Genomic DNA, 20989 nt, shown 5'->3' on the forward strand with positions numbered 1-20989 from the left:
CATGGCTAGTCAGGTATTGACCCAGGACCAAATCCGCATCGAGGGCACGGCGACAACCAAGCTCGAGGCGATGCGGGAGGCCAACGACATCCTCGTCGCCGCGGGAGCCGTCACGGGCGCCTACCTTCCCGCGATGCTCGAGCGCGAGGAGTCGGTCTCGACCTACATGGGCAACTACCTGGCTATCCCTCACGGCACGAACGAGAGCAAGGACGCGATCCTTGCGTCCGCGCTCTCGTTCGTTCGGTATTCCACGCCGATCGACTGGGACGGCAACCCCGTGCGCTTTGTGGTCGGCATCGCCGGTATCGGCAACGAGCACCTCGACATCCTCTCGAAGATCGCCATCGTGTTCTCCGACGAGGACGAGGTGGAGGCCCTGCTCGCCGCCAAGACGGGCGAGGAGATCCTCGACATCCTGTCGGAGGTCAACGCCTGATGAAGGCGGTCCACTTCGGTGCCGGCAACATCGGTCGCGGCTTCGTCGGCCTGATCCTGCATCGCGCAGGGTACGAGGTGGTGTTCGCGGATGTTGCGGCCCCTCTCATCGACGCCCTCGACGCTGCCGAGAGTTACGTCGTGCACGAGGTGGGGGAGGGGGCCCGCGATCACGTTGTGACCGGCTTCCGCGCCATCAACAGTGCGACCAACGAGTCAGCTCTCATCGCGGAGATCGCGTCGGCCGACATCGTGACAACCGCGGTGGGGCCCGGCATCCTGAAGTTTGTCGCCCCGGTCATCGCGCGGGCACTCGAGCAGCGTGAAACGGATGCACCGCTCGCGGTCATGGCGTGCGAGAACGCCATCAATGCCACCGACATCCTGCGCGGGCATGTCGCCGAGGCGGTCTCCGACCGTGCCGTTCTGGAACGCGCGGTTTTCGCCAACACTGCCGTCGACCGCATTGTCCCCGCCCAACCCGAGGGGGCTGGCCTGGATGTCACGGTCGAGACCTACTTCGAGTGGGCGATCGAGTCGCCGCCGTTCGCGGGCGCTGCTCCGGTCATCCCCGACGCCCACTGGGTCGAGGACCTGGCTCCCTACATCGAGCGCAAACTCTTCACGGTCAACACCGGCCACGCCACCATCGCCTATGCGGGGCACCTGGCGGGGGTCGAACTCGTCTACGACGCCCTCGCGCTGCCCGAGGTGGACTCAGCGGTGCGCGCCGTCCTCGCGGAGACCAAGGCGCTCCTCGTGGCAAAACACGGACTCGACGCCGACGAGCAGCAGGCCTATATCGAGCGCATTCTGACCCGGTTCGCGAATACCGCGTTACCCGACCGGGTGGACAGGGTGGGTCGCCAGCCGCTCCGAAAGTTGAGTCGAGACGAGCGTTTCATCTCACCGGCAGCCGAGCTCGCCGAGTCGGGCACCGAACCGAGTGCGCTGCTTTCTGCTGTCGGCACCGCGCTGCGATTCGTTTCGCCCGATGACGAGCAGAGTCTCGAACTCCAGGTGTGGTTGGGCAGCATGGAGGCCGAGCAACTCGTGACGCGCGTCACGGGTATCGAGCCGTCGCATCCGCTCTTCGGCGGTCTCGTACGTGAGGTCAAGCTGGCGCAATCGCGCACAGCGTGACCGTGCACCCGCGGCGTCCGCCGTGCACTAGCGTGGGAAAACGTGACGGATGCTACGGACCCGACCACTCGCACCCGCGTGGCGGCTTTTCTCGACTCACGCGCGGGCTTCTGGGCAACGGTCGGACTCATCGCTCTGGCCATCGCGGCGAATGTGTGGACGGTCGACCGGCTCGGGTTTACCGATGACCTCACCTTCCTGACGGCGGTTCTCGGCACGACCACTGACGGACCCGGTGTCTATGACCTGTCAGCGTGGATCGGGTGGCGCTACGAATACTGGAGCGGCCGCGTCGTCCCGGAAACGTGGACGTGGATCTTCACACCCGCGCCGCTCATCGCCTGGAGGGTCGTCAGCATCGTCGTGTGGCTCGGCACCGTGCTCCTCGCCGTTCGCTTCTTCGTCATCGCCCGGCCCACCTCACGCTTCCTCGCTCGGTCGGCTGTCGCTATCGCAGCCTTCTCGGTCATCTTCCTCATGGACCGCGAATCGCTGCTGTGGGGTGCATTCTGGGTGACAGGCGCACTGTATTACTGGTGGGCGATTCCGCTGGTGCTCGTTGCGGTGCTGGGCACGGCCGAGGTGCTGGTCGCGCGGCGCGCCCCGCATCCCGCAATCATCGTGGTGTCCTCGATCGCGGCACTCATGGCGGGGGCGTACACCGAGCAGATCTCTGCCGTGGTGGTGGCACTCGGCCTGTTCGCGACCGGGTATCGCCTCGTTCAGCTCCGCCGCGGTACCGCACCCGGCGGCGCTCGAGCCACCGCCGCGGTCATCGTGCCGACCGTGCTGTCGATCCTCGGAGCGATCGTGCTGTTCGCGGCTCCCGGCAACGCCAATCGCGCGGCGGCGGATGAGCGAACCTGGTTGCCCGGCTTTTTCGACGCTCCCCTCAGCCAGCGACTCCAGGGTGGGCTCCAGTTCACCCTCGAGGGCATCGTGAACCAGTCGGGTCTGCTCATCGCGCTCGTATGGGTGGCGATCCTCGTGATCGCCTACCGACGCGAATCGCGTGATCGTGTCACGGTGGGAGCGGGTGTCGTCTCCGTTGTCGCTCTCACGCTCGTGGTCGGTTCAGCCTTCCTTGGGCTGCCTCGTCTCGCGCAGTTCAACCCTTATTGGGGTGCCGATCCGACGGGGCCGGAGGGTGTGCTTGTTGTCGTTGTGTGGACCGCGCTGCTCATCGGAACGGCTCTCGGCCCGCTCGCACTTCAGCGTGATCTCGGCGGGGTCATCGCCTCGCTCCTCATTGCCGCTGCCATCGCCGCGACTTTTGTCACGTCGTTCTCGGCGTCGATGTATGCCAGCGGCGCACGTGTGCACTTCATCCCCAACGTTGCGCTCGCCGCGGCCTTGCTGGTCATGCTGCCGACCGTCTTCCGAGGGCGGCGTGCGCGGTATGTCGTCGCGGCGGGAGCCCCGCTTGTTGTGCTCGCGGGTCTCGCGTGTATCGCGCTCGTCGTCGAGCGCTGGAGCCTCGGCTAGATCGTCGAGAGCGGGGTCGCCATGCGGCCGCGCACGGCCTTCTCGAGCGCGGAGTTCTCGAGTACCGCTTCGTAATGCCCGACAAGCTCGTCGCACACCTGCTCCCATGTGCGACCGAGCACCGCGCGGCGCCCCGCTTCGCCCATCCGTAGACGTAGTGCCTCGTCCTCCACGAGCGATCGGACGTGCCCACGCAAGTGGGCGTCGAACCGCGGGTCGAAGAGGTACCCGTTGGTGCCGTGGTCGATGAGATCGATCGGTCCGCCAGCGTGCGGTGCGATGACCGGCAGTCCGCTCGCGTGGGCCTCCTGGATCGTCTGGCCGAAGGTCTCCTCCGCCCCGGTGTGAGCGAAGACGTCGAACGACGCGTAGGCGAGGGCGAGGTCACGGCCCGACAGCGCGCCGAGATAGGTCGTCGGGATGCCCCGCAACTGTTTCTGCACGAGTGGCAGGGACGGCCCGTCCCCGACGATGGCCAAGCGCACCCCGCGCAGTCCGCGCAGGGACTCGAAGCGCTCGAGTTGTTTCTCCGGCGCGACCCGCCCGACGTAACCGACGATGGTCTCGCCCTCCGGCGCAATCCGGTCTCGTAGCAGCGTCACGAGCGGGTCGAGGCGATTGCGGGGATGGTAGGTCTCCAGATCGACACCCCGCCCCCAGCGCGCAAGCCGGGGGACCCCGGCGCTCTCCAGGTCGTGCATCGACGCCGAGGACGGCACGAGTGTGAGTTCCGCGCCGTCGTGAATCCAGCGCACCACCCGCCACGCGAAGCGTGTCGCGGCACCCAGGCGATTGCGTTTGGCGTAGCCAGCGACATCCGTCTGGAAGATCGCTACCGCCGGGATGCCGAGCCTTGTGCCCGCAGCGATCGCCTGCGCCCCGAGAAGGAAGGGCGAGGCAGCGTGGATCACATCGGGGCGGAACTCGGCGATGATGCCCTGCAACTGCGGACTCGGCAGACCGACAGGAAACTGGCGGTAGGCGATCGCGGGAACCTCGCGCACGGGGAAGCCCGCATAACGGGACGGCGCACCGGCTGCCGGAACAACAACAAGTGCTTCATGGCCCCGGAGCGCGAGATGCTCGAGCACCTTGCGCACACTCGTGGTGACGCCGTTGGTGGTGGGAAGGAAGCTCTCGCTGACGACGAGTACTCGCATGGCCCCAGGCTGCGCCGGGCGCGTGGACGGCGGGTGAACCCGGGGCATCGTGTCGATTGCGGGGTCATGTCCGTCACGCTTGCGAAACACCCCACCCCTAGAATCGACAGCCATGAGCGCTACCGGGGGACCGATCGACGATTTTTACAGTGTGATTCCGGCGGGAGGGATCGGCTCTCGGCTGTGGCCCCTCTCTCGTGCGGATGCACCGAAGTTCTTGCACGACCTCACGGGGTCGGGTCAGACGCTCCTTAAGGACACGTGGGATCGCCTCGAGCCGCTCTCGGGCAAGAACCGCATCATGGTCGTCACGGGGCGCGCCCACCGCGCGGCGGTCGAAAATCAGCTTCCCGACCTCACCGACCCAAATGTGGTGCTCGAGAGCGAACCGAGAGACTCCTCGGCCGCCATCGGACTGGCCGCTGCCGTGCTGGTGCGTCGTGAGCCGAACGTCATCATCGGGTCGTTCGCCGCCGACCACGTGATTCGGGATACCCGTGGATTCCGCCGCGCGGTGCAGGAGGGTGTCGCGGCCGCTCGCGCCGGCTACATCGCCACCATCGGCATCACCCCGACGGAGCCGGCCATCGGATTCGGCTACATCCATTGCGCAGGACCCATCGAGATCGAGGGCGCCCCGCATGCTGTTGCGGCGAGCTCCTTCGTCGAGAAGCCCGATCTCGCGACCGCCGAGCGTTACCTCGACGCGGGGGACTACCTCTGGAACGGTGGCATGTTCATCGCGCGCGCCGATGTGCTCCTCCAGCAGCTCGGAGAATCCGACCCGAAACTCCTCGCCGGTATCAACGAACTCGCCGACGCGTGGGACACCCCGAGCCGCGGTGCCGTCGTCGACCAGGTGTGGCCAAAACTCCGCAAGATCGCCATCGACTACACGGTCGCCGAGCCCGCGGCGGCAGCGGGCCGTCTCGTTGTGGTGCCGGGCGACTTCGATTGGGATGACGTTGGGGACTTCGCATCCATCGCCAAACTCCACTCTGGCGGGCGAAAGTCCGACCTCGCGATCCTCGGTGAGAACGCGCGTGTGCTCGCGGACGCCTCGACGGGCATCGTCGTCTCGCAGAGCAAACGGATGATCTCGCTCATCGGTGTTTCGGACATCGTGGTGGTCGACACACCTGACGCCCTGCTGGTGACAACAACGGCGAACGCCCAGCGGGTGAAATCCGTTGTCGATGCACTCAGGCTCTCCGGGAGCGACGACGTTCTCTGAGCTGTCGAAATGTGCCGGTCAGACGCCAAAATGTGTCGAGCGCGTTTCGGTGCGGTCGCCACTGTGTAACCTTTCGGCCACGGCCTGCTGAGAGCCCTTTCAGCCCGCGTAACTTTGGGTAACGTTTACTCCACTGAGTCCCAGTTCTTCCGCTGGGCTGCATCTTGGAGGACATCTTGAGAATCACTCGCGGCCGCGTTATCAGCGGCATCGCCTTGGTCGGAACGAGCGCCCTCGTGCTCGCCGGCTGCGCAGCAGCACCCGAAGAGGACGGCGGAACCGATGCCGCGGTCGACTTCCTTCCCTGCATGGTGTCGGATGCCGGTGGCTTCGACGACAAGTCGTTCAACCAGCTCGGCTACGAGGGCCTCGTCGAGGCCGCTGCCGAGGTCGGCGTCGAGCCGATCACCGTTGAGTCCGCATCCGAGACCGACTACGGCCCCAACATCGAGAGCCTCCTCGGCCAGGGCTGCGACCTCATCGTGACCGTCGGCTTCGCCCTCTCGGCGGCGACGCTCGAAGCGGCCGAGGCCAACCCCGATGTCGAGTTCGCTCTCATCGACGACGCGGCCGACGCCGACTTCGATGGCACCCCGGACTTCGACAACACGAAGCCGATCATCTTCAACACGGCCCAGGCGGCGTTCCTCGTCGGCTACGCGGCCGCGAGCTACAGCAAGACGGGAACGGTCGCGACCTGGGGTGGAATGAACTTCCCCACCGTCACGATCTTCATGGACGGCTTCGCTCAGGGTGTCGACTACTACAACGAGCAGAAGGGCACCTCGGTTCAGGTTCTCGGCTGGACGGGTGACGCGGAGACCTCCACGTTCACGGGTGGCTTCGAGGCCAACGATGTCGCGAAGACGACGGCGCAGAACTTCATCGACCAGGGCGCGGACATCCTGCTCCCCGTCGGTGGACCGATCTACCAGAGTGCCGTCGCGGCGATCGCCGACTCCGGCAAGGAGATCGCGCTCCTCGGTGTCGACGCCGACCTGTACGAGACCGACCCGGCGACGCAGGACATCATCCTGACCTCGATCCTCAAGGGCATCAAGAACGCGACGCACGACGTGGTCGCGGCTGCTGCCGGAGGTGAGTTCTCCAACGAGGCCTACATCGGAACTCTCGAGAACGAGGGAGTCGGCTACGCGCCGTTCCACAACTTCGAGAGCCTCGTCTCGCCCGACCTCGTCGACGAGCTCGACGCGATCCAGGGCCAGATCATCGACGGAACCATCCCCGTCACCTCCTACCTGGACTCGTAGTCCCGGAACGGAATCCGGTCGGGGGGACCAGCGTCGCTGGTCCCCCCGACCTTCGTTAAAGGCACCGGTGCGCTGGTCGCGCCCGCAGATTAGATTGGTCAGCATGAAACTGGAGCTTCGCGGTATCACCAAGAGGTTCGGATCGCTCGTCGCCAACGATCACATCGACCTCACCGTGCAGCCGGGAGAAATCCACTGCCTTCTCGGTGAGAACGGCGCGGGCAAATCGACACTCATGAACGTGCTCTACGGCCTGTACCAGGCCGATGAGGGCGAGATCCTGCTGGACGACGTGGTTCAGCATTTCGCAGGGCCCGGCGACGCCATGAACGCCGGCATCGGCATGGTGCACCAACACTTCATGCTCATCCCCGTCTTCACTGTCGCCGAGAACGTCATGCTCGGGCACGAACAGACGAAGGCAGGCGGCATCCTCGATCTCGAGAGTGCTCGCGCAAAGGTTCGGGAGATCTCGGCACGATTCGGCTTCGACGTCGATCCGGATGCTCTCGTCGACGACTTGCCCGTCGGCGTCCAGCAGCGCGTCGAGATCATCAAAGCCCTTTCGCGCGACGCCCGTGTGCTTGTCTTCGATGAGCCGACCGCGGTGCTCACCCCGCAAGAGACCGACGAGCTCATCGCCATCATGCGTCAGTTGAAGGCCGGCGGAACCTCCATCGTGTTCATCACCCATAAGCTGCGGGAGGTCCGTGAGGTCGCCGATCGCATCACCGTCATCCGCCTCGGCAAGGTTGTCGGCGAGGCTTCGCCCACCGATTGCAACGAAGAACTCGCGTCGCTCATGGTGGGACGCGCCGTCGATCTCATGATCGACAAGGCCCCTGCGCGGCCCGGGCCCGTGGCGCTGAGCGTCGAGAATCTCTCCGTCATCGACCCGCGCAACCAGCTCGTCGTCAACAACGTGAGCTTCGACGTGCACGAGGGCGAGATCCTCGCCATTGCGGGGGTCCAGGGCAACGGTCAGACCGAGCTCACGGAGGCGATTCTCGGTCTTCAGTCGCGTGTGACGGGCAACATTCGACTCGGCGGTCACTCCCTCCAGGGGCTCGGTGTCCGCAAGGTTCTCGACGCCGGTGTCGGTTTTGTGCCGGAGGATCGCAAAGAGGACGGACTCGTCGCGGAATTCACGATCGCCGAGAACCTCATGCTCGACCGCTCCGACAGCGAACCGTTTGTCAAGGCGGGAACACTCCAGTTGCGCTATCTGTCCGAATTCGCGGAGGAGAAGGTCCGCGAGTTCGACATCCGAGCTCAGGGAATCGAGACGCACGTCGGGCGCCTCTCCGGCGGTAACCAGCAGAAGGTTGTCCTCGCGCGCGAGCTCAGCCGTGAGCTGAAACTCTTCGTCGCCGCCCAACCGACCCGCGGCCTCGACGTCGGCTCGATCGAGTTTGTCCACACCCGCATCGTCGAGGCGAGGGATGCCGGGGTTCCCGTCATCGTCGTCTCCACCGAACTCGACGAAGTCGCCGCCCTCGCTGACCGTATCGCGGTGATGTATCGCGGCGGAATCGTCGGCATCGTCCCTGGTGACACTCCACGTGAAGTCCTCGGCCTCATGATGGCTGGCGAGCACCCCGACCACACCGGAAACCCGAACCCGGGGGAGGCAGCATGACCGACCCGAAAGTGACCAACTCGGAGCCGACACCCGGCTCGCTCGACACCACTCTCGAGCCCGGGCAAAAACCCAACGAGATCGCACCGCCGTCGCGGGCCCAGCAGGTGCTGCGCGACATCCTGGGCGGTAGCGCGATGATCTCGGTGCTCGCGGTCCTTCTCGCCTTTGTCGCGGGTGGTGTGCTCATCGCCTTCACCGACTCGGACGTGCAAGAGGCGGCTGGCTACTTCTTCGCGCGGCCGGGCGATACCTTCCAGGCGATCTGGAGCTCGGTCTCGGGTGCCTACATCGCGCTCTTCCAGGGGTCGATCTACAACTTCCGTGTCGATACGTTTGTCGGGGGCATCCGGCCCCTCACCGAGACACTCAAGTTCGCGACGCCCCTCATCACCGCGGGCCTCGGTGTGGCCCTCGCGTTCCGGGTTGGGCTGTTCAATATCGGTGGGCGCGGCCAGATGCTTGTTGCCGCCGGTGCTGCCGGGTACGTCGGATTCGCGTGGCCCCTGCCGTACGGCATCCATCTCATCGTCGCTGTGCTCGTTGGTGTGCTCGCCGGCGCCATCTGGGGCGGAATCGTGGGGCTCCTCAAGGCACGCACCGGGGCACACGAGGTGATCGTGACGATCATGCTCAACTACGTCGCGTTCTACCTCATCTCCTACCTGCTCACTCAGCAGTGGGCGTTGCAGGCGCCAGGTTCGACGAACCCGAAGTCAGCGGCGATGCTGCCGACCGCGGTGTTTCCCAAGATCCTCGGTGACCAGTTCAATTTGCACTTGGGCTTCATCGTCGCCATCGCCGCGACCGTGTGGTTCTGGTACTTCATCAACCGCTCGAGCATGGGTTTCCGCTTCCGCGCGGTCGGAGAGAACCCGCATGCGGCCCGCGTTGCCGGAATTAATGTCTCGGGTGTCTACGTGTGGGCCATGGTCTTCTCCGGTGCTCTTGTCGGCCTTGCAGGTGTGAGTCAGGTGCTCGGAACGGTCACGACGGGGTTCACCGCGGGGATCGACGCGGGAATCGGCTTCGACGCCATCACCGTCGCCCTCCTGGGGCGATCCAAACCGGTCGGTGTTTTTGTCGCCGGAATCCTGTTCGGCGCCCTTAAGGCCGGTGGCTACTCGATGCAGGCGGCGCAGGGTGTTCCCATCGACATCGTGCTCGTCGTCCAGTCGCTCATTGTGCTCTTCATCGCTGCACCCCCGCTCGTGCGGGCGATCTTCCGCCTCCCGGTCCCGGGCACGGCACCCAAGGCACGCACCAAGGTGGAGGTGGCCAAGTGAGCACCACGGCAGCAGCACCCGTACCCTCCTCAGCACCCGTTGTGCTCGAGAAGGCCGTCATCCGCAACTGGAAGCCAGCCATCGGACTCGGTATCTTCGCCATCCTCGGCATCGTGCTCTTTGTCATCTTCGCGCGAGCGGGTGAGACGGGCTTCCGTTTCTCGACGGATGCCGACGCCATCCAGTTGCCCGTCCTGACCGTCGATGCGCCCCTCGCGGGCGGAATCGTTGCCGTGCTCCTTGTGCTCATGGCCGCGGCATCCGCCTACCTCGCCTGGCGCGCCCGCAAGACCCCCGTCTGGCTCATCGCCATCTTCGCGGTGTTGTTCATGTTCGGCTTCCTCACGTGGGCGGCGGCGGGGGCATCCCTCGCCGTTCAGGTCGCGAGTCTCCTCGTCGGGGCCGTCGCCCTGAGTGTTCCGCTGATCTTCGGTGCGCTCGGTGGTGTTATCTCGGAGCGTGTCGGTGTCGTCAACGTCGCGATCGAGGGCCAGCTCCTCGCGGGTGCGTTCGTGTCCGCCGTTGTCGCCTCGGCAACCGGTCAGCCGTTGCTCGGGCTCGCCGCCGCGACCGTCGCCGGTGTGCTCGTCGCGTTTGTGCTCGCGGCTTTCTCCATCAAGTACTTCGTCGACCAGGTCATCGTCGGTGTTGTGCTCAACGTGCTTGTCGTCGGACTCACGAGCTTCCTGTTCTCGACGGTGCTCGCCCCGAATGCGGCGCAGCTGAACAGCCCACCGCGATTCGAGCGCATCAACATTCCGCTTCTCAGCGAGATCCCCATCATCGGACCGGTGCTCTTCCGCCAGACGATCATCGTGTACCTCGTCTACATCGCGGTCTTTGTCGTCTGGTTCGCGATGTTCAAGACGCGCTGGGGCCTGCGACTGCGCTCGGTGGGTGAGCACCCGCAGGCTGCGGACACCGTCGGTATCAACGTCACGGGCACCCGGTTCTGGAACGTGTCGCTCGCTGGCGCGATCGCGGGCCTCGGCGGTGCCTACTTCACGCTCGGATCGGTCGGTGCCTTCAATAAGGAGATGACGGCGGGCGCAGGATTTATCGCGCTCGCGGCCGTCATCTTCGGTCGGTGGGATCCCATCAGGGCGACCCTCGCGGCGCTCCTGTTCGGTTTCGCCACCAACCTGCAGTCCGCGCTGTCTATCATCGGCTCGCCCGTTCCGAGCGAGTTCATGCTCATGCTCCCGTACCTCGTGACGATCTTCGCCGTCGCGGGTCTCGTGGGCCGGGTACGCGGCCCCGCAGCCGCGGGAAAGCCGTACGTAAAGTCATGACCCCGTTCACTCCACAGTCCGACGCCGAGTGGGATGCCCTTCGTGAGGTCGCCAAGGAGGCACTCACACACGCCTACGTTCCCTACTCGAACTTCCCCGTGGGGGTGGCCGCCATCGTCGACGACGGTCGTGTCATCTCGGGCGCGAATGTCGAGAACGCGTCCTACGGCCTCACGCTGTGCGCGGAATGTGCGCTCGTTTCATCGCTGCACATGACGGGTGGTGGCAAGCTCGTCGCCTTCACGTGTGTCGACGGCAAAGGCAACGCCCTCATGCCGTGCGGCCGCTGCCGCCAGTTGCTGTTCGAGCACTCGGCGGAGGGGATGCTGCTCGAGACCGTCTCCGGAATCAAGACCATCGATGAGGTCATCCCCGACGCTTTCGGGCCGCGCACGCTCGAGGAGTACAGGTCATGAGTGTCGAACCCTTCGACGTCGTAGACCTCATCCACACCAAGCGTGACAGGGGAACACTGTCGACAGAGCAGATCTCGTGGCTCGTCGACGCCTACACTCGCGGCTACGTTGCAGACGAGCAGATGGCGGCGATGGCGATGGCGATCTTCCTCAACGGGATGGGCCGTGATGAGGTGCGGGATCTCACTCTCGCGATGATCGCGTCGGGGGAGACGCTGTCGTTCGACGGGTTGTCCAAGCCGACGACGGACAAGCACTCCACCGGCGGTGTCGGGGACAAGATCACACTTCCGCTGGCCCCGCTCGTGGCATCCTTCGGGGTTGCCGTTCCCCAACTGTCCGGTCGCGGTCTCGGCCACACGGGCGGCACGCTCGACAAACTGGAGAGCATCCCGGGCTGGCGCGCGAAACTCACCAACGACGAGTTCTATGCCCAACTGGAGTCGATCGGCGCTGTCGTCTGTGCGGCGGGCTCCGGCCTCGCACCGGCGGACGGCAAGCTCTACGCCCTGCGTGACATCACGGGCACCGTGGAGTCGATCCCGCTCATCGCGTCATCGATCATGTCGAAAAAGATAGCCGAAGGCACCGCATCGCTCGTGCTCGACGTGAAGTTCGGTTCCGGCGCGTTCATGAAGGACCCGGAACGCAGCCGCGAACTCGCGGAGACCATGGTGCGTCTCGGTACGGATGCCGGTGTGAACACGGTCGCACTCCTCACCAACATGAACGTGCCGCTGGGGCTGGCGATCGGTAACGCCAACGAGGTGCGCGAATCCGTCGAGGTGCTCGCGGGCGGAGGACCGGCGGATGTCGTCGAGCTCACGGTGGCTCTCGCACGCGAGATGCTCGCCCTCGCGGGGCAACCGGATGCCGACGTGGAGGCCGCGCTGAAGGACGGTCGCGCCATGGACACGTGGAACGCGATGATCCGAGCGCAGGACGGCGACCCGGATGCTGCGCTCGCCGAGCCGAAGGAGTCGCACACGGTCACGGCCGAGGCAGACGGCATCCTCTCGACCCAGGAGGCGCTGCCGTTCGGTATCGCTGCGTGGCGTCTGGGTGCCGGCCGTGCGCGCAAGGAGGACCCGGTGCACCACGCGGCGGGTATCGACCTTCACGCCAAGCCTGGCGACCCCGTGACGAAGGGCCAACCGCTGTTCACGCTGCACACCGACGAGCCGGCCCGTTTCGAGCGAGCCCTCGAGGCTCTCGAGGGTGCCTACAGCATCGCGGACACGCCCCCCACTCTCACCCCCCTCATAGCGGCACGTATCGCGTAACTCGTGCGCTGAGGTAACCGATTCTGCCCCTCCCGAGCATCAAAAACGGGCAGATCGCCTTACCTCGGCGGGCACCATCCTCGGGCCAGGAGGTTTCGGCGGGCGCGGGCGATGACGTCGCGGCTGTCGGTTAGATCATCGCCGGAGAGTCTCGTGTGGTGCCATCCCGCGTCCTGCAATCGCGGAACTCGAGCGAGGTCTTTCCTCCACTGCCGTCGGTCGGTCCGGTGGTGGTCGCCCTCGTAATCGAAAGCCATCCTGAACGCCCTGAACTGCAGGTCGGGCATCGCGATGAAAGCTCCGCTGCCCGAGTAGACGCGACGATTCGGCTCCGCCCTGGGGAGGCCGGCTCTGGCGAATCGGAGGCGGAAAGCCGACTCAGGAGGCGCGTCCGCGCGATCCGAAGCGAACGCCATCATCTCAACGAGGCGCGCGCGACCGCGGCGCCCTCGATAGCGACGAAGCGTCGCGTCCAACGAATCGACAGTCGCGCGTCGGGACAATGGCCGGCGCCACCAAAGCACGTTGTCGATTGCGGCGAGGAGGGCTTCATCGTCCAGTGACCTGGAGAGATCGCAGACGGTGCGTTCGAGTGTCGTCGCGGGGAGCCCGTCCACACGGGTCAGATCGGCGCGCCCAATATGGATATGGTGACCGATGACACCCGCGCCGGTCGGCCCGCGCCGTTCGGTGACCACCGACACGTGGAGGGGGCCATGATCAGCGCCGATCGGGAGCGGGATTCCGTGGAGCACCGCAGCGGTCTGGTGGGAGAAAAACGCGCCGTCCTGCATCCGGGCCGCGAACGCCTGCGCCACCTCCTTGACCGAGGAGACCATCGAAGATCGCACGCCCCAGAACGGTGTCGACAGGTCACGCCCGCGGAGCCTCTTCTCCGTGACGCCTAGCTGCACCGCTTCGCCGGTGCTGAACGGTCGGTCTCGCAACGGTTCGGGTAGTGGTTGAGGCATCGCCTCATGGTCCGCTCCGGTGGGAGTCGGCGCTCCTTTCTTTCCACAAGGCTGTCCGAGGTAAGTCGTTTCGCCCTGATTCAGTCGCTAAAAAGGGCGGAAAGGCTTACCTCAGGACAATATTCAGGAAGGGGACGGGTCACCGATGCGCGTGAGGGCATCGGTCACGAGGTTCCAGAACTTCGGGTGGTCAAGGCTGCGGGCGACCTGGGTGGTGCAGTCGTCGGGCGCTGGGGAGCGGAAGTCGGCCACCGTCATGCCGAGAGTGAGGGTGCCAGAGAGTTCGACGTCGAGTGGCACACGCACGGTGTCCATCACGGTGGGGTCGATGACGTACGCCACGGCGCACGGGTCGTGGACGGGCGGATGCTCGAACCCTTGCTCTCGGAGGTAGGTCTGCCCAAAGAACTCCAGGAGTTCCCCCACGAATCTCGCGGGTGCCGTATCGATCGCGGCGATCTGTTCGACGACCCACGGAGTCGCGAGGGCTTCGTGTGTCGCATCCAAACCCACCATGGTGAGCGGCCACGTTTCTCCGAACACGATGTGGGCGGACTCCGGGTCGATGACGATGTTGAACTCGCTTGTGGCAGACCAGTTGCCGACGTGCACTCCGCCACCCATGAGCACAACTTCGCGCACGCGTGAGGCGATGCGCGGCTCCTTGCGCACGGCGAGGGCGATGTTGGTAAGGGCACCGGTTGGCACGAGGGTGATCTCGCCGGGCTCGTGCGCCATGACGGTATCGATGATGAAGTCGACGGCGTGCCGCGGGTCGAGTTCGAGCTGCGGTTCGGGGAGTGCCGGCCCGTCGAGGCCGCTGTCGCCGTGGATGGTTTCGGCAACTTCGACGTCGCGGACGAGGGGTCGGTGGGCTCCGCGCGCGAACGGCACTCCCGTGATCCCCGCGACGGCGGCCACGGAGAGCGCGTTGCGCGTGACTTTGTCGATCGTCTGGTTTCCCATGACGGTGGTGACCCCGACGAGGTCGATCTCGGGGCTTCCCCACGCGAGGAGGAGGGCGATCGCGTCGTCGTGCCCTGGGTCGCAATCCAGGATGATCTTCCGTGCCATCACCCGAGCATATCCGCAACGTATATGAAATCAACATTCATATGTGTATGCTCGCGACATGACAGATCTCGCAGCCCGAGGCGCAGCGCGCGTCGAATGGATCCGATCCCGGATGCCCCTCCTCGCCGCCGCACGGGAGCAGTTCGCCACGTCGCGACCCTTCGCGGGGCACCTCATCGGCATGTCACTCCACCTCGAGCCGAAGACGGCGGTGCTGCTGGAAACCCTCGCGGCGGGAGGCGCGGAGGTTGTAGCCACGGGCAACCACGGGTCCACCCAAGACGACGTTGTGGCGTTCTTGCGCGGCCAGGGGATGACCGTGCACGGGGCACGCGACGACACCCTCGCGCAGCACCACGAGAACGTTGCAGCCGTCGCGGCGGCACGCCCGAGCATCCTGCTCGACAACGGCGCCGATCTCGCCGCGCTCGCAGCCGAGTCCGCCCTCGCGGCAGACGCCCTCGCAGTCGCCGACCCGTGGAACATCCTGGGTGGCACCGAGGAGACCACGTCGGGTGGCATTCGCCTGCGTGAGGAGCTCGCGGGGCGCATCCCGTTCCCGGTCATCGTCATCAACGACAGCAAGCTCAAAGCGATCGGCGAGAACCGTCACGCGGTGGGGCAGTCGGTGGTGGAGAGTTTTATGCGCATCACCAACCTCATGGTGCCGGGGCGGCGTTTTGTCGTTGTCGGCTACGGCTGGTGCGGCAGCGGTGTTGCCCACTACCTCCGGGCGCTCGGTGGCAAGGTCGCCGTCGTCGAGACCGACGAACTGAAAGCGTTCGAGGCCGCCATGGACGGTTACCGCGTCGGCTCGCTCGAGCAGCTCACCGAGTGGGGTGAGGTGTTCATCACCGCGACGGGGCATCCGGGCATCCTCACGCAGAGTTTCTTCGAGGCGGTGCCGAGCGGCGCTATCCTCGCCAATTGCGGCCACTTCCCGTGGGAGATCGACGTTCCGGCCCTGCGCGAGTACTCCACCGGTGAGACGCATCTCGACGATGCGATCGACCGCCTCGATCTGCCGGGCGGTCGCCACGTGATCCTCCTCGCCGACGGCCGCATGATGAATCTCGCCGGGCGCGAGCCGAAGGGCAACTCCCTCGAGTCGATGGACCTCGGCTTCCTCCTCCAGTCGCTGTCTCTCGAACGTGTCGCGACGGGCGCCGACACCCTGGTGGCCGGGGCTCAACCGGTGCCCGACGACCTCGATCGTGAAATTGCGCGCCGGATGCTCGCCGCGATGCACGCCGAACGCTGATGTCGACAGAACCGACCTACGCGGCTCCGGCACTCGACAAGGGCCTCGACATTCTCGAACTGCTCGCCGACCGGCCGGGTGGGCTGGCCCAGTCGGAGATCGCTGAGGCGGCGGGGCGTAGCGTCGGGCAGATCTTTCGTGTGCTCGCGACCCTCGAGCGCCGGGGGTACATCGTGCGGGACAAGCAGTCGGGTCTGTACGTGCTGTCGATGCGGCTGTTCGACCTCGCACACCGCCAGGAGCCGCTGCGGGGTCTCATCGCCGCGGCGTCGCCGGGGATGCGCGACCTCGCCGAGCGGGTTCGGCAGTCCTGCAACCTGAGTGTTCTGGACGCGGGTCGTGTTCGTGTCATCGCTCAAGTCGAGAGTCCAGCCGACTTCGGCTATCGGGTGAGGGTTGGCGCGCTGTTCGGCGTCGACACCACCGCTACCGGGTCTGCGCTGACCTCGGGGGAGCCCGTGGTGCGGCCCGACGCTGCACAGGAGGGCATCACCGATGTGGTCGCGCCGGTGCACGGCGCGTCCGGTGTTGTCGCAGCGCTGACCGTGCCCTACGTGGCGACCACGTTCAGCGCCGTCCCCGCCGAGGATGTCATCGCCGCCGCGATGGCGTGTGCCTCAGACATTTCTCGGAATCTGGGCTGGTCGACCCCGGTAGATTAGAGGGCATGAACGCCACCCGCGACTACCTCATGCCCGGGGGTGGCGCCGATATCACGACGCTCCCCAAGGTGTCCCTCCACGATCACCTCGACGGCGGGCTGCGTCCGCAGACCATCATCGATCTCGGTGCGGAGATCGGTCTCGATGTTCCCGCCACCGACGCAGGGGATTTGGGTGAGTGGTTCGCCGAGAAGAGCGACTCCGGCTCCCTCGTGGAGTACCTGAAGACTTTCGACCTCACGACGGCGGTCATGCAGACGCGGGAGGGTCTGACCCGTGTGGCCCGCGAGTTCGTGCAGGACCTCGCCGCCGATGGTGTGGTCTACGGGGAGATCCGGTGGGCCCCCGAGCAGCACGTGGCGCGCGGCCTCAGCCTCGACGAGACCGTGGAAGCGGTTCAGGAGGGCCTGGAGGCGGGGGTGGCGGATGCTGCGGCCGGCGGTCACAGCATCCGTGTCGGGCAGCTCGTCAGCGCCATGCGCCACACCGATCGTGGTCTCGAGATCGCGAAGCTCGCCCACCGGCACCTCGGAAACGGGGTTGTCGGTTTCGACATCGCGGGGCCTGAGGCTGGCTTCCCGCCCAGTAACCTCCGTGACGCCTTCGACTATCTCGCACAGAATTTTGTGCCGCGTACCGTGCACGCGGGTGAGGCTGACGGGCTGGAGAGCATCAAGGGTGCGCTCTTCGACGGCCGCGCCCTGCGTCTCGGCCACGGGGTGCGCCTGGCGGAGGACATCCGCGCCGAGCGCGAGGATGACGAGAACACCTACGTCACCCTCGGGCCTCTCGCCCAGTGGGTCAAGGATCGTGAGATCGCACTCGAGCTCTCGCCCTCGTCCAACTTGCAGACCGGGGCGATCGAACGCTGGGGCGAGGAGCTCATCGATCATCCCTTCGACCTGCTGTACCAGCTCGGCTTCCGCGTCACGGTCAACACCGACAACCGCCTGATGAGTGCGACGTCCCTCACTCGCGAGCTCTGGCTTCTCGCCCAGACGTTCGACTACGACCTGAGCGACCTCGCCGTGTTCCAGCTCAATGCGGCTGCCGCGAGCTTCTTGCCGCTCGAGGAGCGCGAAGCGCTCGCCGAGACGATCATCGCCGGGTTCGACGAGGCCTGATAACGGATGACTCTTCCTCCCCTTCCCGAATCGGCGATCATGATCGGCGCCGACGCCCCCGACTGGCGTGGTGCCGTCAAGCTCGCGGCCGAGGCCCTCGCGGCGTCGGGAGCCGCCACACCCGCCTACGCGCGCGAGATGGTGCGCATGATCGAGGAGCACGGACCGTACGTCGTTATCGCTCCCGGTCTCGCGCTCGCCCACGCCCGGCCGGGGCCCGAGGTGCTCTCCGATGGGATCGCGGTGGTGACCCTTCGCGAACCGGTGCGGTTCGGGCATCCGCACAACGATCCGGTTCGTGTTGTTCTGGGGCTCGCGAGCGCTCCCGAGACTCACCTGGGGGCGGTTGCGGCGCTCGCCAACGTCTTCAACGACAGCACCGCGATCGACGATCTCGCCGCCGCGACAACACCGGCCGAGGTGCAGGCCATCATGGGTGCCGTGTGAAGATCGTCGCGATTTGCGGCACCGGAATCGGTAGTTCCGGCATCCTTCGTGTGAATGCGGAACGGGTGCTGCGCAAACTGCGCATCGACGCCGTGGTGGTTGCCGCGGACGTCGCGTCGATCGCGGAGGCGGCAGCTGACGCGCAGGTCATCCTCACCTCACCCGAGTTCGTGGACGTCATCGGTCGCACGTCAGCGGAGATCATCGTGATCCAGAACTACTTCGACACCGCCGAACTGACCGACAAGCTCGAGGCAGCCCTCGGCTGAGGAGCTAGCGACTACACACCCAGCAGGGCACGGATGCCCGCGTCGAGCTCACTCACGACCGCCCGGGCCGCGGCGATCCGGCTCGCGCCGTCCCCCTCGGTTGATGACGCATCGAGGTAGACCTTGAGTTTTGGTTCGGTCCCGCTCGGGCGCACGATGACACGAGCGCCGTTCGCGAGGTGGAAGCGCAGGATGTCCCCGGGCGGGAACTCCGCGAATCCGTCGAGGAAGTCGTCGATCTGCGCGACGGGGAGCGACCCGATGTGCCCGGGCGGCTGCGTGCGGAGGGCTGTCATCATCCGCCCTATCTCATCGAGTTCGGTGACCCGGATCGAGATCTGACCCGACGCGAAACCTCCGAACGTTTCGGCGAAGTCGAGGAGGTGCCGCTCGAGGGTGGAGCCGCCGGCCTTCAGCTCCGACGCGAGCGAGAGTAGGTCGACCGCGGCCGAGATGCCGTCCTTGTCGAGCACCTTTGCGGGGTCGACGAGGTACCCGAGCGCCTCCTCGTAACCGAAGGTCAGGCCCGGGACCCGCGAGATCCACTTGAAGCCCGTGAGGGTCTCCACGTGGCGCAGGCGGTGCGCGGACGCGACCTCCCCCAAGGCGGGGGAGGACACGATGGATGCGGCAAGGACGCCATCGACGCTCGCACGTTTCGCGGCGCGCCAGCCGAGCAGCCAGCCCACCTCGTTGCCGCTCAGCCTCCGCCAGCCGGACGCCGTCGGGATGCCGATTGCGAGGCGATCGGCATCCGGGTCGTTGGCCACCACAAGATCGGCGCCGACGGACTCCCCGAGCGCAAGCACGAGGTCCATGGCCCCGGGTTCTTCCGGGTTAGGGAAGGCGACCGTGGGAAACGTGGGATCCGGTTCGGCCTGCTCCGCCACGACGTCGGGCTCGCCCAATCCTGCCGCAGCGAAAACGGCGCGAGCGGTCTCCCACCCCACGCCGTGCATCGCCGTGTAAGCAAACCTGACGGGAGCGGGAACGTTCGCGATCGCGGCGGTTTGTTCGACATACGCGGTGATGACGGACTCGTCCGCCGTCACAAAATCGGTCGACCGTGGCAGTTCCGAGATCGGTGCGTGCGCGACCCGCTCGATCGCGTGCGCGATTTCGGTGTCGGACGGCGAGACGATCTGCGAGCCGTGGTCGAGACCGCCGAGGTACACCTTGTAGCCGTTGTCGCGAGCCGGGTTGTGCGAGGCCGTCACCATGACCCCGGCGCTGACCCCCAGGTGGCGCACCGCGAACGCCAGCACGGGAGTGGGGAGGTTGCGGGGCATGAGTGTCGTGCGAACTCCAGCGCCCGCCATCACAACGGCCGTGTCGCGCGCGAACACCTCGGAGTTTGTCCGCGCGTCGAAGCCGATCACGACACTCGGGCTCGGCTCACGCGAGAGGAGGAACGCGGCGAGGCCCGCCGCGGCCTGCGTGACCAGCACACGGTTCATGCGGTTGGGGCCGGGGCCGAGTTCACCGCGGAGACCGGCGGTGCCGAAGTGCAGGCGGGAGCCGAACCAGTCACGGAGTGTGGCCTCGGCCGCCGGGTCGCCCGCCTCGGCGGCGGTCACCTGAGACTCGAGTTCGGTTCGGGTCGTGGCATCCGGGTCCTGGGCGGCCCAGTCTCGAGCCGCCGCGAGAAGCACCTCGGTGCTCTGCTCGCTGCTCACAGCCGGCCCACGATCTCGGCGAGGAGGGCGCCGATGCGACCCTCGGCCTCGCGACCGGCTTCGATGACCTCGTCGTGACTGAGAGGGGTTTTCTGGATGCCCGCCGCGAGGTTCGTGATGAGTGACATGCCGAGGATTTCCATGCCTGCCTGGCGGGCAGCGATCGCCTCGAGGGCGGTGGACATACCGACGATGTGCCCGCCGATTGCCTTCGCCATCTGCACCTCGGCCGGGGTCTCGTAGTGCGGACCGCGGAACTGGCAGTACACACCGTCGTCGAGGGTCGCATCGACCTCGCGCGCGATGGCTCGCAGGCGCGAGGAGTAGAGGTCGGTGAGGTCGATGAAGGTGGCGCCCTCGAGCGGCGAATCGGCCGTGAGATTGATGTGGTCGCTGATGAGCACGGGAGTCCCCGGCTTCCAGGATTCCTTGATGCCGCCGGCACCGTTGGTGAGGATCATCGTGGTGGCTCCGGTCGCGGCAGCCGTGCGGACCGAATGCACAACCCTGCGCACACCGTGGCCCTCGTAGTAGTGCGTGCGTGCGCCGATGACGAGGGCCCGCTTGTCGTTCGGCAGGAGCACCGACCGCAGCGTGCCGACGTGACCCTCGAGGGCGGGTTTCGAGAAGCCCGTGACATCCGATGCGGGGATCGTCGCCGTCGTCTCACCGATCAGGTCGGCCGCTTTCGCCCAACCGGAACCGAGCGTGAGAGCAATGTCGTGGCGTTCGACGCCGGTGGCTTCGGCGATGTCGGATGCCGCAATGCGAGCGACCTCGAAGGGGTCGGCGGTCGGGTCATCCAGGGGGTTGGTGAAGGCTTCGTGCGACATGCGGTCAACTCTAATCTCGTCGCCT

At 66.2% G+C, this 20989-nt stretch carries 20 protein-coding genes; 15 read left to right on the plus strand and 5 right to left on the minus strand.

What is annotated here, in order from left to right; all coding sequences use genetic code 11:
* Position 1 precedes the first annotated feature (1 nt).
* The 3 genes from LH407_RS10340 to LH407_RS10350 are packed head-to-tail and all read left to right on the plus strand — an operon-like array spanning position 2 to position 3066.
* On the plus strand, positions 2-439 hold the full coding sequence (locus tag LH407_RS10340; protein ID WP_322134073.1) for a PTS sugar transporter subunit IIA: 438 nt from the start codon (positions 2-4) through the stop codon (positions 437-439).
* Complete coding sequence (locus tag LH407_RS10345) at positions 439-1581, plus strand: mannitol-1-phosphate 5-dehydrogenase (protein ID WP_322134072.1); 1143 nt, start codon at positions 439-441, stop codon at positions 1579-1581. The genes LH407_RS10340 and LH407_RS10345 overlap by 1 nt, the downstream gene beginning before the upstream one ends.
* Before the next feature lie 42 nt (positions 1582-1623).
* Positions 1624-3066 (plus strand): DUF6056 family protein, encoded by a 1443-nt coding sequence (locus LH407_RS10350; protein ID WP_322134071.1) that lies wholly within the window; start codon positions 1624-1626, stop codon positions 3064-3066.
* Here the strand turns inward: LH407_RS10350 and LH407_RS10355 are convergent.
* On the minus strand, positions 3063-4226 hold the full coding sequence (locus tag LH407_RS10355) for a glycosyltransferase family 4 protein (protein ID WP_322134070.1): 1164 nt from the start codon (positions 4224-4226) through the stop codon (positions 3063-3065). The genes LH407_RS10350 and LH407_RS10355 overlap by 4 nt on opposite strands.
* Positions 4227-4338: 112 nt before the next feature.
* Between LH407_RS10355 and LH407_RS10360 the strand changes: the two genes are divergently transcribed.
* The 7 genes from LH407_RS10360 (at position 4339) to LH407_RS10390 (ending at position 12647) form a co-directional block, all read left to right on the plus strand.
* Positions 4339-5460 carry a mannose-1-phosphate guanylyltransferase gene (locus tag LH407_RS10360; protein ID WP_322134069.1) on the plus strand — a complete coding sequence of 374 codons (1122 nt, stop codon included), beginning with the start codon at positions 4339-4341 and terminating at the stop codon, positions 5458-5460.
* A 176-nt stretch (positions 5461-5636) separates the two neighbouring features.
* Entirely contained in the window at positions 5637-6731 is a 1095-nt protein-coding gene (locus tag LH407_RS10365; RefSeq protein ID WP_322134068.1) for a BMP family lipoprotein, read from the plus strand.
* 103 nt (positions 6732-6834) lie between these two features.
* Positions 6835-8370 carry an ABC transporter ATP-binding protein gene (locus tag LH407_RS10370; protein ID WP_322134067.1) on the plus strand — a complete coding sequence of 512 codons (1536 nt, stop codon included), beginning with the start codon at positions 6835-6837 and terminating at the stop codon, positions 8368-8370.
* Positions 8367-9656: an ABC transporter permease gene (locus tag LH407_RS10375; protein ID WP_322134066.1), complete on the plus strand. Its 1290-nt coding sequence runs from the start codon at positions 8367-8369 to the stop codon at positions 9654-9656. The genes LH407_RS10370 and LH407_RS10375 overlap by 4 nt, the downstream gene beginning before the upstream one ends.
* Positions 9653-10948, plus strand: coding sequence for an ABC transporter permease (locus tag LH407_RS10380; RefSeq protein ID WP_322134065.1), 1296 nt, complete (start codon positions 9653-9655; stop codon positions 10946-10948). Before LH407_RS10375 ends, LH407_RS10380 begins: the two co-directional genes overlap by 4 nt.
* The gene (locus LH407_RS10385; protein ID WP_322134064.1) at positions 10945-11364 is read left to right on the plus strand and encodes a cytidine deaminase; all 420 of its coding nucleotides are present in this window, start codon (positions 10945-10947) and stop codon (positions 11362-11364) included. The genes LH407_RS10380 and LH407_RS10385 overlap by 4 nt, the downstream gene beginning before the upstream one ends.
* Complete coding sequence (locus LH407_RS10390) at positions 11361-12647, plus strand: thymidine phosphorylase (RefSeq protein WP_322134063.1); 1287 nt, start codon at positions 11361-11363, stop codon at positions 12645-12647. The genes LH407_RS10385 and LH407_RS10390 overlap by 4 nt, the downstream gene beginning before the upstream one ends.
* Positions 12648-12706: 59 nt before the next feature.
* Here LH407_RS10390 and LH407_RS10395 read toward each other — a convergent pair whose 3' ends face one another.
* Complete coding sequence (locus LH407_RS10395) at positions 12707-13618, minus strand: hypothetical protein (RefSeq protein WP_322134062.1); 912 nt, start codon at positions 13616-13618, stop codon at positions 12707-12709.
* A gap of 123 nt (positions 13619-13741) precedes the next feature.
* Positions 13742-14692, minus strand: a complete 951-nt coding sequence (gene uriH, locus LH407_RS10400) for a uridine-preferring nucleoside hydrolase UriH (protein ID WP_322134061.1) — start codon at positions 14690-14692, stop codon at positions 13742-13744.
* A 58-nt stretch (positions 14693-14750) separates the two neighbouring features.
* Here uriH and LH407_RS10405 point away from each other — a divergent pair, with 58 nt between their 5' ends.
* Genes LH407_RS10405 through LH407_RS10425 form a run of 5 tightly spaced genes read left to right on the plus strand, consistent with a single transcriptional unit; the run spans position 14751 to position 18455 of the window.
* Positions 14751-15953 carry an adenosylhomocysteinase gene (locus tag LH407_RS10405; protein WP_322134060.1) on the plus strand — a complete coding sequence of 401 codons (1203 nt, stop codon included), beginning with the start codon at positions 14751-14753 and terminating at the stop codon, positions 15951-15953.
* A complete protein-coding gene (locus LH407_RS10410; protein ID WP_322134059.1) occupies positions 15953-16615 on the plus strand; it encodes an IclR family transcriptional regulator in 663 nt (220 codons plus the stop codon). Before LH407_RS10405 ends, LH407_RS10410 begins: the two co-directional genes overlap by 1 nt.
* A 5-nt stretch (positions 16616-16620) precedes the next feature.
* Positions 16621-17739, plus strand: a complete 1119-nt coding sequence (locus LH407_RS10415; RefSeq protein WP_322134058.1) for an adenosine deaminase — start codon at positions 16621-16623, stop codon at positions 17737-17739.
* 6 nt (positions 17740-17745) lie between these two features.
* The gene (locus LH407_RS10420; protein WP_322134057.1) at positions 17746-18186 is read left to right on the plus strand and encodes a PTS sugar transporter subunit IIA; all 441 of its coding nucleotides are present in this window, start codon (positions 17746-17748) and stop codon (positions 18184-18186) included.
* The gene (locus tag LH407_RS10425) at positions 18183-18455 is read left to right on the plus strand and encodes a PTS sugar transporter subunit IIB (protein WP_322134056.1); all 273 of its coding nucleotides are present in this window, start codon (positions 18183-18185) and stop codon (positions 18453-18455) included. The genes LH407_RS10420 and LH407_RS10425 overlap by 4 nt, the downstream gene beginning before the upstream one ends.
* 11 nt (positions 18456-18466) lie before the next feature.
* On the opposite strand, the gene LH407_RS10430 is transcribed toward LH407_RS10425, so the two are convergent.
* A complete protein-coding gene (locus LH407_RS10430) occupies positions 18467-20131 on the minus strand; it encodes a phospho-sugar mutase (RefSeq protein WP_322134055.1) in 1665 nt (554 codons plus the stop codon).
* Entirely contained in the window at positions 20128-20964 is an 837-nt protein-coding gene (locus tag LH407_RS10435; RefSeq protein WP_322134054.1) for a purine-nucleoside phosphorylase, read from the minus strand. Before LH407_RS10435 ends, LH407_RS10430 begins: the two co-directional genes overlap by 4 nt.
* Between the last annotated feature and the right edge of the window lie 25 nt (positions 20965-20989).

The organism is Antiquaquibacter oligotrophicus (assembly GCF_020535405.1).
Taxonomy (GTDB): domain Bacteria; phylum Actinomycetota; class Actinomycetes; order Actinomycetales; family Microbacteriaceae; genus Rhodoglobus; species Rhodoglobus oligotrophicus.